This window comes from Pseudomonas sp. PSE14 (genome assembly GCF_029203285.1).
GTDB lineage: Bacteria > Pseudomonadota > Gammaproteobacteria > Pseudomonadales > Pseudomonadaceae > Pseudomonas.
In genome coordinates this window covers 3,004,443-3,020,623 of the sequence record NZ_CP115669.1, presented here as the reverse complement: position 1 = coordinate 3,020,623, position 16,181 = coordinate 3,004,443, and the positions used below count along the sequence as shown (strand labels likewise).

The window sequence follows — 16,181 nt, the reverse complement described above, 5'->3', positions numbered from 1 at the left end:
CATTGAACCGGGCCGGTACCCATCAAGGACGTTACATGCACCGTCACGCTGCTTCACGCTGGTTGTTCACCCTCCTGCTGGCCTTGCCGCTGCTGAGCCAGGCCGCCGACCTGGCATCCTGGAACGACGGCAAGTCGCGCCAGGCCATCGAGGGCTTCGTCGAGGCGGTGACCCGCGAGGGCGGCCCGGATTACGTACCGCCGGCCGAACGCATCGCGGTGTTCGACAACGACGGCACCCTGTGGAGCGAACAACCGATGTATTTCCAGGTGCTGTTCGCCCTGGAAGAGGTCAAGCGGCAGGCGCCGCAGCATCCGGAATGGAAGACCCAGCAGCCGTTCAAGGCCGTGCTGGAGAACGATCAGAAGGCGCTCGCCGAAAGCGGCATGAAGGGCATCCTGGAAATCGTCGCCGTTACCCACGCGGGCATGAGCACCGACGAGTTCATCGGCAATGCCCGCCGCTGGTTCGCCAGCGCCAAGCATCCCCGCAGCCACAAGCCCTACACCGAAATGGTGTTCCAGCCGATGCTGGAGCTGCTCGACTACCTGCGTGCCAATGGCTTCAAGACCTACATCGTCTCCGGTGGCGAAGTCGCGTTCATGCGTGCCTTCGCCGAGGAGGTCTATGGCATTCCGCCCGAACAGGTGATCGGCACCACGCTGGGCGGCCGCTTCGAGGACCACAACGGGCAGTTGTCGATCCAGCGCCTGCCCAAGCTGGTCCATAACGATGACGGTCCGGGCAAGCCGGAAAGCATCGACAGCATCATCGGCCGCCGGCCGATCCTGGCCTTCGGCAACTCCGACGGCGACCTGCAGATGCTGCAGTGGACCATGGCGGGCAAGGGCAAGCGCCTGGCCGCGCTGGTCCACCACACCGACGCCCAGCGTGAATGGGCCTATGACCGGCAAAGCAAGGTCGGTCGCCTGGACAAGGCGCTCGATGAGGCGAAGAGCAAGGGCTGGGTGGTCGTGGACATGGCCACGGAATGGAAGCGCGTCTATCCGTTCGACCAGTAACAGGGCAAATGCCAGGACACCGCAGGGGTACGGGGGATTCCAGCCGAGCTGTTGGCGTCTCCCTGCGCGCAGTCGCGGATACGACTCAGTAAGAGAAATGGAGAAACATCAATGAAGCGCACGGGAAAATGGATATCGCGGTTCGCCCTCGCGGCGACGGCGATAGTGGGGTGCTCCGTAGCCCAGGCGGCCGACAAGCCGAACATCCTGGTGATCTTCGGTGACGATATCGGCCAGACCAACATCAGTGCCTACTCGTTCGGCGTGGTTGGCTACCAGACGCCGAACATCGACCGCATCGCCAAGGAAGGCATGATGTTCACCGACTACTACGCGGAGAACAGCTGCACCGCCGGGCGATCCACCTTCATCACCGGCCAGGCGATCCTGCGTACCGGCCTGTCGAAGGTCGGCATGCCGGGCGTTCCGGTGGGCCTGCAGGCGCGCGACGTGACCATCGCCCAAGCGCTCAAGGCCCACGGCTATGCCACCGGCCAGTTCGGCAAGAACCACCTGGGTGACCGTGACGAGTACCTGCCTACCAACCACGGTTTCGACGAGTTCTTCGGCAACCTCTACCACCTCAACGCCGAGGAAGAGCCCGAGCGCCCGTACTGGCCGAAGGATGACCAGGCCTTCGTCAAGGCCGCCTCGCCGCGCGGCGTGATCCATTCCTTCGCCGACGGCAAGATCGAGGACACCGGCCCGCTGAACAAGAAGCGGATGGAAACCATCGATGACGACACCACCCAGGCCGCCATCAACTTCATGGACAAACAGGTGAAGGCCGACAAGCCGTTCTTCGTCTGGATGAACACCACCCGCATGCACGCCTTCACCCACGTGCGCGAGTCCATGCAGGGCCAGAGCGGCATGCCGGGCAACGATTACGCCGACGGCATGCTCGAGCACGACGGCGACGTCGGCAAGCTGCTCAAGGCGGTGGACGACCTGAAGATCGCCGACAATACCATTGTCGTCTACACCACCGACAACGGCCCGAACCAGTGGTCCTGGCCGGATGCGGCAACCACTCCGTTCCGCAACGAGAAGAACTCCAACTGGGAAGGCGCCTACCGGGTGCCGGCGATGATCCGCTGGCCGAACCACATCAAGCCGGGCTCCGTTTCCACCCAGATGTTCTCCGGCCTGGACTGGTTCCCGACCCTGCTGGCGGCCGTGGGTGATACCGACATCAAAGAACGCCTGCTCAAGGGTGCGGATATTGGCGGCAAGAACTTCAAGGTGCACCTGGACGGCTACAACCAGCTGGACTACCTGACCGGCAAGTCCAACGAGAGTGCACGCAAGGAGTTCTATTACTTCAACGATGAGGCAGAGTTGGTAGGCATGCGCTTCAACGACTGGAAGATTGTCTGGTGCGAACAGCGCGCACCGGGTGGTCTGCAGGTCTGGAGCGAGCCGTTCACCTGCCTGCGCGTGCCTAAGCTGTTCAACCTGCGCATGGACCCGTATGAGCGGGCGGATGTGGTCTCCGACCAGTACTACGACTGGCTGACCAAGAACGACTACCTGCTCTTCCAGGGCACTCGCAAGGCTGCGGCCTTCCTGCAGACCTTTGTCGACTATCCGCCGAGCCAGCGTCCGGCGAGCTTCAGCATCGATCAGATCCGCAAGGATGTGGATGCGAAGATCGAAGCGAAAATGAAACAAGCCAAGTAACCTGTTGTGCGTAGTGGGCGCCTGCGCAGGCGTCCGAACCAGGCCCGCGACGGACTTGTCCGTCGCGGGCTTTCCTCTGTCTGACAAGGCGTACCCGATGTCCTCAGCCGCCGACTCCTCCCGCATGAGTTCTTCGCGCAGCGCAGAACGCACCACTCGCCAGGAAAAACAGGCGCGTTTGCTGATCCCCGCGCTGTTGCTGTTCGTTTCCGGGGGCGCCGCGCTCGTCTACCAGGTGCTGTGGGTCAAGCAGCTGTCGCTGGTGGTCGGGGTCGAGGTCTTCGCCGTGACCACGGCGATCAGTGCATTCTTCGCCGGCCTCGCCCTGGGTGGCCTGGCCTTCGGACGCTGGGCCGATCGCCTGCGGCGTCCGGTGCTCCTGTATGCGGGGCTTGAATTGCTGGTGGCGATTCTCGGCGTCGGCGCCACGCTGGCCCTCTCGGCGTCGGCAGAACCCTTCGCGCGGCTGGAGGACAGCGTCGGCCTGCTGGCCTGGCTGCTGCCGTTCCTGCTGGTTGGCGTACCGGCCTTCTTCATGGGCGGCACGCTGCCGGTGCTGATGCGCGCCGTGCAACCTGACACCCAGCAGATGGGCCGTGCCGGCGGCGGGCTGTACGCCGCCAACACCACGGGCGCCATCGCGGGAACCCTGCTGGCAGCTTTTCTGCTGCTGCCGGCGCTCGGCGTAATCGGCAGCGCCTGTGCTGCTGCCGTCCTCAACCTGGTGGCCGCGGTGGGTGCGCTGATCGCCCAGCGCGGTGCCGTCGAGCCTGTGGCTGAGCCCGCCGCAGCGAGCGGGAAGCGCAGCCCGGCGGCGCGCCTGGCAACCGCGTTGTACTGCCTCGCCGGCGGTGTCGCCCTGGGCTACGAAGTGGTGTGGACGCAGTCCATCGTGCAATTCATGAGCACCCGCGCCTTCGCCTTCGCGGTGGTGCTGGCCACCTATCTGCTCGGCCTGGTGCTGGGTAGCGCGTTGTATGCCCGCCGAGCGGACCGCCTGCGCGACCCCTGGGGTGTGTTCGCGGTGCTGATCGCGGCGGCCGGCCTGCTCGCCATCCTGCAGATCGCCGGCCTCGGCCAGTGGCTGGTGGCGGCGCAGAGCGGCGTCGAAATGATGGTGCTGAGCCTGGGCGGCAGCGAGCTGGCGGGGATGTCCGCGCGCTTCGCGGTGGCCGCGCTGTGCGTGGTGTTCCTGCCGACCACTCTGCTGGGCGCGGCATTTCCCCTGGCACTGCGCCTGTCGGTGGACTCCGGGCATGTCGGCCGCGATGTCGGGCTGGTGGTGGCGCTGAACACCCTGGGCGGCATCCTCGGCGTGGTGCTGACCGGCTTCCTGCTGGTGCCGGCGGTGGGCCTGGTGCGTACCCTGGCGCTGCTCGCGATCCTGGCCGCTGTCATTGGTCTGCTGGCTGTCTGGCGCGGAGTCGGCGTGGGCAGGGGCGGGCGCATTGCGGTGATGGCGATTGCCGTCGCGACCCTGGCGACCGCAGTGCTGACGCCGCCACGCCACCTGGCCGAACTGATGCCGGCGGCGCGCAACGGGCAGATCACCTTCTACCAGGAAGGCCGTGGCGGCACCGTCGCCGTGGTGGAGCAGGGCAAGGGTGACCGGCGCTTCAACCGCCTGTACATCCAGGGTGTGTCCAATACCGGTGACGCCATGCCGTCGCTGCGCTACATGCGCCTGCAGGCATTGCTGCCGCTGCTGATCCACCGGGGCGAGCCGCGTTCCTCGCTGGTGATCGGTTTCGGCACTGGCATAACCGCCGGCGCCATGCTGCGCTACCGCGACCTGGAGCATCCGGTGGTGGCTGAATTGCTGCCCGAAGTGCTGGCCGCCGCGCCGAATTTCCAGGGCACCTTCGGCGCGATCAAGGACCCACGCCTGGAGATTCGCCTGCGTGACGGCCGCCGCGAGTTGCTGCGCAGCGACGAACGCTACGACATGATCACCCTGGAACCGCCGCCGCCTTCGGCCGCCGGCGTGGTCAACCTGTACTCGCGGGACTTCTACCAGCTGGCCGCCCGCCGCCTGCAGGAGAATGGCGTGGTCGCCCAGTGGCTGCCGCTGCCGACGCAGAACGACGAAGACAGCCGTTCGCTGGTGCGCAGCTTCATCGACGTATTCCCCTATGCGTCACTGTGGACCACCGAGTTCCACGAGATGCTGCTGGTGGGCTCGCTGCAACCGCTGCAGCTCGATGTCCCGCGCATCCGCCAGCGCTTCGAGCAACCCGAGATCGCGGCGGCCCTGGGCGCAGTGGGGGTCGATTCGCCGCAAGCCCTCCTGGCCACCTGGATCACCGATCGCAACGGCCTTGAGCGCTATGCCGGCGACGCCCCGGCAGTGACCGACGACCAGCCGCGCATCGAATACGCCCCCTGGGTGCGCTCGCGGGAAATCACCCGCGTACTGCCGACACTGCTCGCCCTGCGCTCTGCGCCGCCCCTGGAAAACGCCGAACCCTCGTTCCGTGGCGCGGTGGATGATGAATGGCAGAGCCTGCGCCGCTTCTACGGCCTGAGCCTGCACGCCTACCGTGGCGAGCGCGAGGCCTGGGCACGGGACGTCCGGCAGATCGCCCGGGAGGAGGGGGATAACCCGTACTATCGCTGGTTCCTCGGCGGGCCTTGAAGGCCGTGGAGCGCGCAAACGCAAAGGCCAGGCTGAACATGGGGTCGCCTGGCCTTTGCGGTTTCTCGGGCGGGTGAGGTCACCCGGCCTCAGGGTGTCAGGATGCGTTCACCTTTCCTGAGGTCACCGGAATCAGCAGATGCGAATCGTATCCGCCGCCGGTATGGATGACATGGGTCCCTTCGTTGATGGTCTCGATGTACGGCAGCTCCGGGAACTCGGGGCGGCGCAGCAGATCGCAGCCATTGATGCGCAGTTGCAGGGTTTCGCCTTCATGCCACTTCATCGCATAGGGCCAGAAGTCGATTTCCAGCGGGACGATTTCACCGGCCGAGAGCTTCTCCACCTTGTCGAAGCGGTGGTACGGCTGGGAGTCGGTGGATTTTTCCTTATCCAGGGCGCGTAGCGACGCGCGCAGACGTCCGTTCGGGCCGGTGAAGTAGCGGCCTTTCACCGGTTCGGTGAAGACTTCCTTGCCATCCTTGTCGAGCTTGGTGATGTAGGCGAAGACGTCCATATCGTCGTGCTGGCGAGCTTCGACCCAGAGCTTGAGCTTGATGTAGCCGGCGATTTCCAGATCGTTCTGGAGCTTGTACTGGAAGACCGTTCCCTGCTCATCGGGTTGGTATTCGACGCAGGAAGTCTCGGTGGGAGCAATGCGCGAGAACCCGCCGCTCTTCGCGTCCAGATAGATGGACTCGAACTGTTGGCGCTTCAGCGGGAAGCTGCTTTCGGCTCGTTCGAGGATATCGTCATGGCCGGGGTCGAGCACCGTGAGGCGTACGCGGGGGGTAGACTCCCAACCGTTATCGACACCCTTGAGATAGTGGTCGAAGAAGCGACGCAGATCCTCGACGTACTCCGGATTGAAGAAGTCCACCCATTCGTGACGGTTGTGGACGCGCAACCATTTCTCCTCGCAACCATAGTCGTGCCAGGACGAGAAGGTACCGCCGGTGTGCAGGACGTTGGTCCAGGAGCCGACGACGTAGGCTGGAATCTTCGATTTGGCAACATCCGGAACCTTGGTTTTCCAGTAGTCGTCGAACAGCGGAGCGGCGTCGACCATGCCGATGATGTCTTCGGTGTAGCCCTTGCCGAACAGGTGGATCAACAGTCCCTCGAAGAACACCTTGTCGCCGATACCGCCACGGAACATGGCGTCACGGTACAGATCGCGGGCACCCTCCCAGGGGGCGATGGCCTTGAGGTGCGGCGGGTTCAGGCGGCAAACGTTCCACTGCGACATGGTGAACCAGCTGTTCCCGCAGGTGCCGACCTTGCCGTTGGACCAGGGTTGCGCGGCGGCCCACTCGATGACGTCGTACTCATCTTCGGCTTCCTGCTGGCCGAAGAAGGGGATATTGCCTTCGGAGTTGAACACGCCGCGACCATCGACGTTGATGATGACGTAGCCGTGCTTGCACCAGTAGGCGGGTACCGGGCCTTCGAACTTGTTCAGGCCGTCTTCCCATTGCGGCAACACATCCACGCGGTTCTCGAAGATGTCGTTGTGGATCCAGCTGCCTTTCTTGCCGTACGGGCTCCAGGCGATGATTACAGGGCAATCCTGCGCATCCACCGGGCGGAAGATATCGGCATAGATGGTGGCACCGTCGCGAAGCTGAACGGGGACGTCGTGCTCGCCAATGATGTCCACCGGCAGCGGCATCCCCTGATCGCGATGAATCGTGCCCTTTTTCAGCGTCTGGGTGTGCGGCTTGAAGCCGGGATAGTCCTGTGCTTCTTCGATGGGGGTGGACTTGCGGTAGGCAACCTTGTAAGCGCTTCCAAGTTCAAGGATTTCGCTGGGTACCTTTTTCATGATTTCACCTCTTTACGGCGGAAAGCTCTTTGGCTTTATCCGACTGAATCGGGGGCATCCCGCGTACACCATGGCCCGCCCCAATGAGCGCCAGGTGTCCTGCCGACCTATTGAGTGTCGTACCTCTCACGCCGGCTGGCTGCTGCGGTCTTGGCATTGCAGTGTCGGTGGAATGTTGCACCTGCCAGCACTGAACACATATGAGTAATTGCAGTACGCATGCCAATATTCAAAAATGTATATAAAAAGCAATAAAAACAATATGTTATGATTTTTCCTGGAAATAATATTCCAGATTGATTTCGAAGACTGATTACATATTTGTTAACATGAATTTTATTGAGTTACATATGTGTATATCGGCTTATGCGAACAAATCTCTTTCCCGTGGACCTGGCTCGCCAGTTGCGTCTCGAACCTGAGCTGGGGCGTATCTGGCTGGGCCAGCAACGCGCATTTCTCATGCAACTGCCAGCTTTTGCCGCGTTGCGACGGGAGCTGATCGCGGAGATCGGCATCAGCCATGCTCGTCGGTTGCTCTCGCGCATGGGCTTTGCAGCCGGTTCCAGCGATGCCGGACTGGCCCGTCAGATACGGGACGACGAGGACGACCTCGCTTTCCTGGCAGGCCCGCAGTTGCATGGCCTGGAGGGGATTACACGGGTCGAGACCCTGCGCATGGAGATCGACGTAGAGTCGGGGCGCCATTACGTCGAGCAGCTCTGGTTCGACTCCCTGGAAGCTTGCGCTCACTTGACCCACCAGCCCTTGTCCGAGGAGCCGGTCTGCTGGATGCAGGTCGGGCATGCATCAGGCTTCAACAGCGCCTTCTTCGGGCGCACGATCCTATTCCGCGAAGTCGAATGCATCGCGATGGGACACCCCCATTGCCGGATCATTGGCAAACCGATCGAAGAGTGGGGCCGGGACGCCGATGCGTTGGAGATGTTCGACACCACGGACTTCGTCAATGCTTCCCTGCACGATCCGGTACTCGACAACGCCCTAGCCGCTACCGACATGATCGGCGCCGATCCTGCCTTCCTGGCTACCTGCCGGCGTATCGAAAAGGTCGCCGATCGTGATGTGACCGTGCTGTTTCGCGGAGAGACCGGCGTAGGCAAGGAGCGTTTCGCTCGCCTGTTGCACCGACTCAGTCATCGCGCCCAGGGGCCGTTCGTGGCGGTAAACTGCGCGGCGCTGCCGGAGACGCTGATCGAGTCCGAGCTCTTTGGTGTGGAGAAGGGGGCTTTCACTGGTGCCACGCACAGCCGCGCCGGACGCTTCGAGCAAGCCGAGGGCGGCACATTGTTCCTCGACGAGATCGGCACCTTGATTCCCTCCGCCCAGGAAAAGCTGCTGCGGGTGCTGCAGGAGCGCGAAGTCCAGCGGCTGGGCGGTGAGCACACGCAGAAGGTGGATATCCGCTTGGTCGCGGCGACCAATGCCGATCTGGAGGAAGATGTCCGAAAAGGGCGCTTTCGCGAGGACCTGTTCTACCGAATCAATGTCGTGCCGGTGTTCATTCCGGCGCTACGGGAGCGGCGCAACGACATTCCTCTGCTGATTCGCTACTTCATCAAGCGCTTTTCCGCCCAGCATCGACGCGATATTCGCGGCTTGAGCCGAGCGGCGGTTCGCGCGCTGCTGGACCATGACTACCCTGGTAACGTGCGCGAGCTGGAGAACATCATCGAGCGCGGCGTCGTGCTTGCCGATGAGGGGGAGCCGATCGGGCTTGGCGAGCTCTTCCTGGCCGCGCCGGGCAAGGCACCAGCGGCCCGATCCGATATGCAGGTCATCGAGCAGTGGCTCGATGGTCGCCCGCTGGACGACCTGATCGATACCGCCGTGAGAAGGGCAATGACGCGTGCCGATGGAAACATCAGCCAGGCGGCCAGAATGCTGGGATTGACCCGTCGACAGTTGGATCACCGGCTCAAGAAGGATGCAAGACCCTGACGCCGGAGGGCGTCATGCCTCGTGGTCGATGAGCCGGCCAGAGGACAGAGGGCCCCTGGCCGAAGCTCAGCTTTCACGCTTCCCTATTGCCGATTGGCTGCCGGCCATCTCTGATTCCGCTTCCGTCGCCGGCTCGCTCACCACAAGCTGGTCCACCCAGGAGTTGAACAGCTCATAGCCAACGGCGAGCACTACGGGCCCGATGAACAGGCCGATGATGCCGTTGCTGATCATTCCGCCCAGCGCGCCGATCAGTACCACCGGCATCGGCACGGCAACGCCGCGTCCCAGCATCAGGGGTTTGAGCACGTTGTCCGACAGGCCGGCGGCGAGGGTCCAGATGGCGAAGATGATGGTGGTGGCGCCGACGCCATCCTGGCTGAAGACGTAGAGCACCACCGGCAGGGTGACCAGCAGAACCGGCAGCTGCATGATGCCCAGCAGCAACACGAACAGAGCGATCAGGCCCGCACCGGGTACACCCATCAGCACCAGTGCCACGCCTATCAGCAGCATCTGGATAAAGGCGATACCCACTACGCCCTGGGCTACCGCACGGATGGTGGCCGCGCACAGTGTGGCCAGTTCCTGACCCCGTTCCGGACTGAAAATACGCTGGGCAATGGCCGTGGCACGGTGGGCGCCGCGTTGGCCGTTGGCCATGATCACGCCGGCGATGATGAGGGCCGCGACGAACACCAGAACCCCGGTGCCGACTCCGGCCAGTTTCACCAGCAGCGCCTTGCTGAGGTCCTTCAGGTGCGGCGCTACCTGCTGCAAGGCCCAGCTCAGGTCGCCGGAGGCGTGGTTCCAGATGCGGAACAACGGCTCGCCTATCACGGGCCACTCCTGCACCGACGGGGTGGGCGGGGGAATTTCCAGCTTCCAGTCCTGGGCTGAGTGCAGGGCCACTTGCACGGAGCTGGCGATGGATTCGCCGAGGAAGGCCAGCGGGGCGATCAGGCACAGCAGGGCGAGCAGCACCAGCAGTGTGGCGGCCTTGCCGGGGGAGATGCCGATGCCGTTGGCGATACGGGTATTCAGCGGATACAGGGTGACCGCCAGGATCACCGCCCACAGCATGACGCCGAGGAAGGGGCGGAAGATCTCGTAGCAGAAGATCACCAGGCCGGCGATCAGGCCCGCCCGGATCAGCACGTCCAGGTAATCGCGGGCGCTGCTGATCTCGAGGAATTTACGGCTGCTCATCGTGGGGGCTCCTTTTGCCTGGGGGCGACGGCGCGTGGCCTGTCCGTGTCGTCTGTTTCGCTATGTGCAGGCTAGACCAGCGCCTCTGTGGTTCAAATGCCAAGGGGTATGGGGTTCTCATTTGGCGACAGTGATCGCTCAGCCGGCCGTCAGCGCGACGATGATCGGCCCGCACACCGCCAGCAGCACGTTGGAGATGGCGTAGCACACGGTGAAACCGACCACCGGGGTATTGCTGCCGGACTGCTCGATGATCCGGTTCATCGAGGCCGCTTCGGTCTGCGCCCCGGCCAGGGCGCCGAACAGGATCATCGGGTGCAGGCGCAGCACGTAGCGTCCGAAATACAGCGCCACCAGTGGCGGGATCAGCGTGACCATGGCGCCAGCGACCAGCAGCGCCAGGCCCTGGTCGCGGATGGCGGCAAGCGCCGCCGGGCCCGCCAGCAGGCCGACCACGGCGCCAAATGCGGTGAGGCCGAATTCGGAAAAGGCCCACTGTGCCGCGGGAGGCAAGGAGCCCCGCTCGGGGTGGCGCGAGTTGTACCAGCCGATCAGCAGGCCGGCGAGCAGCACGCCGCCGCCGATGCCCAGCTCCACCGGGATCATGCCGATGTGGGTGGACAGCAGCCCCACCAGCGACCCCAGCACCATGCCCAGAGCATGGATGGCGATATCGCTCTTGTAGTTGCTCTCGCGGATGCGCCCCAGCTGGGCGGCCAGGGCTTCGACACTGGCGGTACGGCCGGTGAGGCTGATGACGTCTCCGCGGCGCAGTACCGTCTCGGGCAGTTGCGGCAGCTCCAGGCCCTGGCGGGTAATGGTGGTGATGAAGCAGCCCATGCGCTGGGCGCCGACCAGGTCCGCATGAATCTGGTGGATGCTGCGGCCGGCCAGTCGGCGCGACGTCAGCACGATATCCGCGCTGCGGGTGGGGAAGGACAGGCTTTCGGCGTGATCCACCTCCGGCCCCACCCAATGACTCAGGTCGCCCACCGCCTCGCGCAAGGCATAGACGCCGAGAATGTCGCCGGCCTCCAGGCGCAACCCCGGGTCACGCTCGAGGATGCGTTCGCCGCGCACCACGCGTTCCACGCTCAGCGCTGGATGCAGCGCCTCGATATCCGCGATGCTCAGGCCGATCGCCGCCGGCGTCTCCAGGCGATGGGCGCGAACCACGATGCGGGTGTACGGGATGCTGATGGCGTCCTCGTTGCGCTCGATGCCCAACTCGCGCTCCAGCTCGCGTGCCGAGGTGCGCAGGTCGACCCCCAGCAACCAGGGCGCGACGCTGCCGACGAAGACCACCAGGCCGATGGTGCCGAACAGGTAGGTAATGGCATAGGCCACCGCCATGTGGCTGTTGAGCTGGGCCTTGGCCGCTGCATCGATGCCCAGTTGGGCGATGGCGCTGCTGGCGGTGCCCATGATCGCGGTATCGGTCAGCGCACCGGCGCCCAGGCCGGCAGTGAAGCCCGCGTCGAAGCCGTAGAGCGCGTACATCGCCAGGATGGTGGCGAGGGCCGTGGCGCACAGCACCACCGAGAGCAGCACCAGTTTCAGGGTGCCGCGGTTGAGGCTGCCGAAGAACTCCGGCCCGCTCTTGAAGCCGACCGCGTAGATGAACAGGGCGAAGAACACCGCCTTCAGCTCATGGGGTACCTCCAGGCCGAGCTGCCCGATCAACAGCCCCATCAGCAGCGCTCCCGCCACCGAGCCGAGGTGAAACCCGGCGAAGTGCAGGCGCCCCAGCAGCACCCCCAGGGCGATGGCGAGGAAGACTGCGATCTCGGGGTTGGTACGCAGTGCATTGAGCGTGAAGTCGAGCATGAAACCTCTCCGTGGCGATTCATCCGGCAGGCGATGCCCTGCTACCGGCCCGAAGAGTATGGCTGGATTGACGGTCTGCTACGGGGTTGTCGCGAAATGAAAACGCAGAGGGATGCCTGCACCAGGCAATGCCATCACTGCGCGCTGCCTGGGGCAGGCTGGAGGGCTTTGGCTATCGGGAGGGGATGCCACGCCCCGGCGGGGCGTGGCGGGTGGATCACTGCTTCTGTGGAGCGGCTTGCTGCTGTTTCATCTTCTCGGCGATCTTCTGGTAGATCGACTGCTGCACCTGGTCGATGGTGAAGCTGGCCGGGCGCTGGCTCGGCGGCCATTCGAGGAAGGTCTGCAGGAACTGCGTGGATTTCATGGTGCCGATGCCTACCAGATAGGCGTTCTTGGTCAGCCAATCGTAGTACTGGTCGGAGACGATGTCGGCGGTTTCATAGGGGTCCATGCGCAGGTTGTACAGCTTGGGAACGCGCAGGCAGGTGAAGGGCTCGCTCCACACTTCGAAGCCGCCAGGCTTGCGCTGTTCGCAGAACACCACCTTCCAGTCGCCGAAGCGCATGGCCACCAGTTGGCCGTCGTCGTTGAAGTAGTAGAAATCATTGCGCGCGCTCTTCTTCGCCTTGCCGGTGAGGTAAGCGAGCTGGTCGTAGCCATCCAGGTGCACCTTGAAGGTCGGCCCGCCGGACGAAGGCGCCCAGCCCTTGAGCAGCTTCTCCTTGGCGTCGGGCACGCCCACGGCGGAGAGCAGGGTGGGGAACCAGTCCAATCCGGAGAACATCTCGTTGGACACCTGGCCCGCTCCGATATGCCCCGGCCAGCGGATCATCGCCGGCACCCGGAAGGCGCCTTCGTAGTTGGAGTTCTTCTCGTTGCGGAACGGCGAGGTGGCGGCATCCGGCCAGGTGAAGCGGTTCGGGCCGTTGTCGGTGGTGTAGATGACGATGGTGTTGTCCGCGAGCTTCAGGTCATCAAGGGTCTTGAGCAACTTGCCGACGTCACCGTCGTGTTCGAGCATGCCGTCGGCGTACTCGTTGCCGGGCATGCCGCTCTGGCCCTTCATCGAGTCGCGCACGTGGGTGTAGAGGTGCATGCGCGTGGTGTTCATCCAGACGAAGAACGGCTTGTCGGCCTTGGCCTGCTTGTCGATGAAGTTGATCGCCGCCTGGGTGGTCTCGTCATCGATGGTTTCCATGCGCTTCTTGGTCAGCGCCCCGGTGTCCTCGATCTTTCCGTCGGCGAAGGAATGGATCACTCCACGCGGGGAGAAGTGCTGGACGTAGGGGTTCTGCGGGTCCTTCGGCCAGTACGGACGCTCGGGCTCCTCTTCGGCGTTGAGGTGGTAGAGGTTGCCGAAGAACTCATCGAAGCCGTGCTTGGTGGGCAGGTATTCGTCGCGATCGCCCAGGTGGTTCTTGCCGAACTGGCCGGTGGCGTAGCCTTGCCCCTTGAGGGCCTGCGCCAGGGTGATGTCGCGATCCTGCAGGCCCACCGGCGAGCCGGGGATGCCGACCTTGGTCAGGCCGGTACGCAGTGAGGCCTGGCCAGTGATGAAGGTGGAGCGCCCGGCGGTGCAGCTGTTCTCCGCGTAGTAGTCGGTGAACAGCATGCCCTCCTTGGCGATTCGGTCGATGTTCGGCGTGTGGTAGCCGACGACCCCTTGCGAATAGGCGCTGATGTTGGTCTGGCCGATGTCGTCGCCGAAAATCACCAGAATGTTCGGCTTGTCGGCGGCCTGGGCTCCGGCGCCAGCCAGCAGGCCGACGGCCATGGCGAGCCGCGGTAGCCAGCTGCGATTGCGAGTCATAGCACGGTTCTCCGTGATGCTTGTTGTTGTGGTTGGCTGGCCCTTGCCGCAGGGGATTGGGCACTGGGCGTCATTGAACGCGGCAAGGCAGAGCGTGCAAATCACCCGATGGGGTGGTTCGCCAAGGGCGCGGGAGGGGTGTTTCTGGCGGGTGTTACGCAGGGTATCGCGGGTTTCGCTGGCGTCGGAAGCAACGCACGACGCCAACGGGTGAATGGCTGTGAAACCGGTTTCTGCCACCCACTCGGGTGAGGCGAAAAATCACCTGTTCAGGCGGTTTTTCGCGGTATCGGCGGCTGACAGCATGCGTACTCCAACACAAGGATCACTGGAGTACCGCATGCCAACAATAACAATGCGCGGAAGCTTCCGACCGCAGGCCCTGGCCGTTGCCGTGGCGCTTGCCTGGACTGCACAGGCGCAAGCCGTAAGCTTCAACATCGGCGAGATCGAAGGGCAATTCGACTCGTCGCTTTCCCTGGGCACCAGCTGGGCCCTGCGCAATCCGGACCCGAAGTTCGTCTCCAACTTCAATGTGGTCGGCGCCAAGGGCACGGCTGCCTCGCGGACCAACGACGATGGCCGGCTGAACTTCAGCAAGGGCGATACCTTCTCGAAGATCTTCAAGGGCACCCACGACCTGGAGCTCAAGTACGGCGATTCAGGCGCCTTCCTGCGCGGCAAGTACTGGTATGACTTCGAGCTCAAGGACGAGGACCTGCGCTACTACAACATCGACGACCGTGGTCGCGACCAGGCGGCCAGCGCCTCGGGCGCCCAGTTCCTCGACGCCTTCGTCTATCACAACTACCAGCTGGGCGATCTGCCGGGCAACGTGCGTTTCGGCAAGCAGGTGGTGAGCTGGGGTGAGAGTACCTTCATCCCCAACTCGATCAACTCGATCAACCCGGTGGACGTCTCCGCACTGCGTCGCCCCGGCGCCGAGGTCAAGGAAGCGCTGGTGCCGGTGCAACTGTTCTATCTCTCCCAGGGGCTGAGCGAGAACGTCACTGCCGAGGGCTTCTACCAGATCAAGTGGGACAAGACGGTCACCGAGAACTGCGGCACCTTCTTCGCCGCCGATGCCGTGGCCAAGGGGTGCAACGACCGACTGGTGATCGCCGGCCCGGACTTCGCTCCCGGTGATCCGCGCGCCAACAGCGGTACCATTCTCGATGTGGCGGGCAACCGCGCCAACGCCTACATCCCGCGTGTCGACGACAACGAACCGGGCGATTCCGGTCAGTACGGCCTGGCCCTGCGCTGGTTCCTGCCGGAGCTCAACGACACCGAGCTGGGCGCGTACGTGATGAACTATCACAGCCGCAACCCCTACCTGAGTTTCACCCGCACCACCTTTGCCGGTGCCTCCACGGCACTGACCACAACCAACCGCGTGCGGGGCGCCAATTACTTCGTCGACTACCCCGAAGACATCCACCTGTACGGCCTGAGCTTCCAGACCAACGTCTCCGGCGTCGCACTGGGCGGTGAGATCAGCTACCGGCCGAACATGCCGATGCAGATCAACACCGGCGACCTCAACCTCGCCGCGGTGAACCAGGTTGGCAAGGTCAACGGCGTGACCACGGCGGTGTCGCCGGTGTTCCTCGACGGCCAGGCGGTCAACGCCCCCGGCGCGGACATCCAGGGCTACAAACGCCTGCCGTTCACCCAGATACAGGTCACTGCCACCAAATTCATCGACCAGGTCATGGGCGCCGAGCGCCTGACCCTGGTGGGTGAGGTGGGTTATGACCATATCAGCGGCATCGATGACTCCCTCGGTAGCCTGCGCTTTGGCCGCAGTCCGACCTTCGGCGCCGGCGAATTGGTCGATCAGTCGGTTTGCGTCGGAACCAACCCCGGCAAGCCCAACGCCAGCAACCCGCAGCAGGAGTGCAACAACAAGGGCTTCTATACCAGCGAGTCCTGGGGTTACCGGGTGCGCGGCGTCCTCGACTACCCGAACGTGATCGCCGGCATCAACTTCAAGCCCAACGTCGCCTGGTCGCATGACATCAACGGTACCGGACCGAGCTTCGAGGAAGGCGCCAAGGCCATCAGCCTGGGCCTGGATGCCGACTACCAGAACACCTACACCGCGAGCCTGAATTACACCAACTATTTCGGTGGCGATTACAACACCATGACCGACCGCGACTACATGTCAGTCAGCGTCGGCGTGAACTTCTGAGCAGGTGA

The 16,181-nt window shown here is 63.8% G+C and carries 9 protein-coding genes; 5 read left to right on the top strand and 4 right to left on the bottom strand.

What is annotated here, in order from left to right; all coding sequences use genetic code 11:
• The first annotated feature begins 35 nt into the window (after nt 1-35).
• The 3 genes from O6P39_RS13830 (at nt 36) to O6P39_RS13820 (ending at nt 5,340) form a co-directional block, all read left to right on the top strand.
• On the top strand, nt 36-1,022 hold the full coding sequence (locus tag O6P39_RS13830; protein WP_275607080.1) for an HAD family hydrolase: 987 nt from the start codon (nt 36-38) through the stop codon (nt 1,020-1,022).
• Nucleotides 1,023-1,133: 111 nt separating this feature from the next.
• Nucleotides 1,134-2,705 (top strand): arylsulfatase, encoded by a 1,572-nt coding sequence (locus tag O6P39_RS13825; protein WP_275607079.1) that lies wholly within the window; start codon nt 1,134-1,136, stop codon nt 2,703-2,705.
• Between the two features lie 124 nt (nt 2,706-2,829).
• Nucleotides 2,830-5,340 carry a fused MFS/spermidine synthase gene (locus tag O6P39_RS13820; protein ID WP_275611950.1) on the top strand — a complete coding sequence of 837 codons (2,511 nt, stop codon included), beginning with the start codon at nt 2,830-2,832 and terminating at the stop codon, nt 5,338-5,340.
• A 97-nt stretch (nt 5,341-5,437) separates the two neighbouring features.
• On the opposite strand, the gene O6P39_RS13815 is transcribed toward O6P39_RS13820, so the two are convergent.
• Nucleotides 5,438-7,165, bottom strand: coding sequence for a CocE/NonD family hydrolase (locus O6P39_RS13815; RefSeq protein WP_275607078.1), 1,728 nt, complete (start codon nt 7,163-7,165; stop codon nt 5,438-5,440).
• Nucleotides 7,166-7,552: 387 nt separating this feature from the next.
• Here O6P39_RS13815 and O6P39_RS13810 point away from each other — a divergent pair, with 387 nt between their 5' ends.
• Nucleotides 7,553-9,127, top strand: coding sequence for a sigma-54-dependent Fis family transcriptional regulator (locus tag O6P39_RS13810; protein ID WP_275607077.1), 1,575 nt, complete (start codon nt 7,553-7,555; stop codon nt 9,125-9,127).
• Nucleotides 9,128-9,193: 66 nt separating this feature from the next.
• Here O6P39_RS13810 and O6P39_RS13805 read toward each other — a convergent pair whose 3' ends face one another.
• The 3 genes from O6P39_RS13805 to O6P39_RS13795 form a co-directional block, all read right to left on the bottom strand.
• The gene (locus O6P39_RS13805) at nt 9,194-10,336 is read right to left on the bottom strand and encodes an AI-2E family transporter (protein WP_275607076.1); all 1,143 of its coding nucleotides are present in this window, start codon (nt 10,334-10,336) and stop codon (nt 9,194-9,196) included.
• Nucleotides 10,337-10,474: 138 nt separating this feature from the next.
• Nucleotides 10,475-12,163, bottom strand: a complete 1,689-nt coding sequence (gene aspT / locus O6P39_RS13800) for an aspartate-alanine antiporter (RefSeq protein WP_275607075.1) — start codon at nt 12,161-12,163, stop codon at nt 10,475-10,477.
• A gap of 217 nt (nt 12,164-12,380) precedes the next feature.
• Nucleotides 12,381-13,976 (bottom strand): arylsulfatase, encoded by a 1,596-nt coding sequence (locus O6P39_RS13795; RefSeq protein WP_275607074.1) that lies wholly within the window; start codon nt 13,974-13,976, stop codon nt 12,381-12,383.
• A 340-nt stretch (nt 13,977-14,316) separates the two neighbouring features.
• On the opposite strand from O6P39_RS13795, the gene O6P39_RS13790 reads away from it, so the two are divergent.
• Entirely contained in the window at nt 14,317-16,173 is a 1,857-nt protein-coding gene (locus O6P39_RS13790) for a DUF1302 domain-containing protein (protein WP_275607073.1), read from the top strand.
• The last annotated feature ends 8 nt before the right edge of the window (nt 16,174-16,181 follow it).

What these genes read in the sequence shown, in the direction of transcription:
- O6P39_RS13830 (WP_275607080.1), top strand. Translation starts at nt 36, where the DNA reads ATGCACCGTCACGCTGCTTCACGCTGGTTGTTCACCCTCCTGCTGGCC.
- O6P39_RS13825 (WP_275607079.1), top strand. Translation starts at nt 1,134, where the DNA reads ATGAAGCGCACGGGAAAATGGATATCGCGGTTCGCCCTCGCGGCGACG.
- O6P39_RS13820 (WP_275611950.1), top strand. Translation starts at nt 2,830, where the DNA reads ATGAGTTCTTCGCGCAGCGCAGAACGCACCACTCGCCAGGAAAAACAG.
- O6P39_RS13815 (WP_275607078.1), bottom strand. Translation starts at nt 7,165, where the DNA reads ATGAAAAAGGTACCCAGCGAAATCCTTGAACTTGGAAGCGCTTACAAG.
- O6P39_RS13805 (WP_275607076.1), bottom strand. Translation starts at nt 10,336, where the DNA reads ATGAGCAGCCGTAAATTCCTCGAGATCAGCAGCGCCCGCGATTACCTG.
- aspT (WP_275607075.1), bottom strand. Translation starts at nt 12,163, where the DNA reads ATGCTCGACTTCACGCTCAATGCACTGCGTACCAACCCCGAGATCGCA.
- O6P39_RS13795 (WP_275607074.1), bottom strand. Translation starts at nt 13,976, where the DNA reads ATGACTCGCAATCGCAGCTGGCTACCGCGGCTCGCCATGGCCGTCGGC.
- O6P39_RS13790 (WP_275607073.1), top strand. Translation starts at nt 14,317, where the DNA reads ATGCCAACAATAACAATGCGCGGAAGCTTCCGACCGCAGGCCCTGGCC.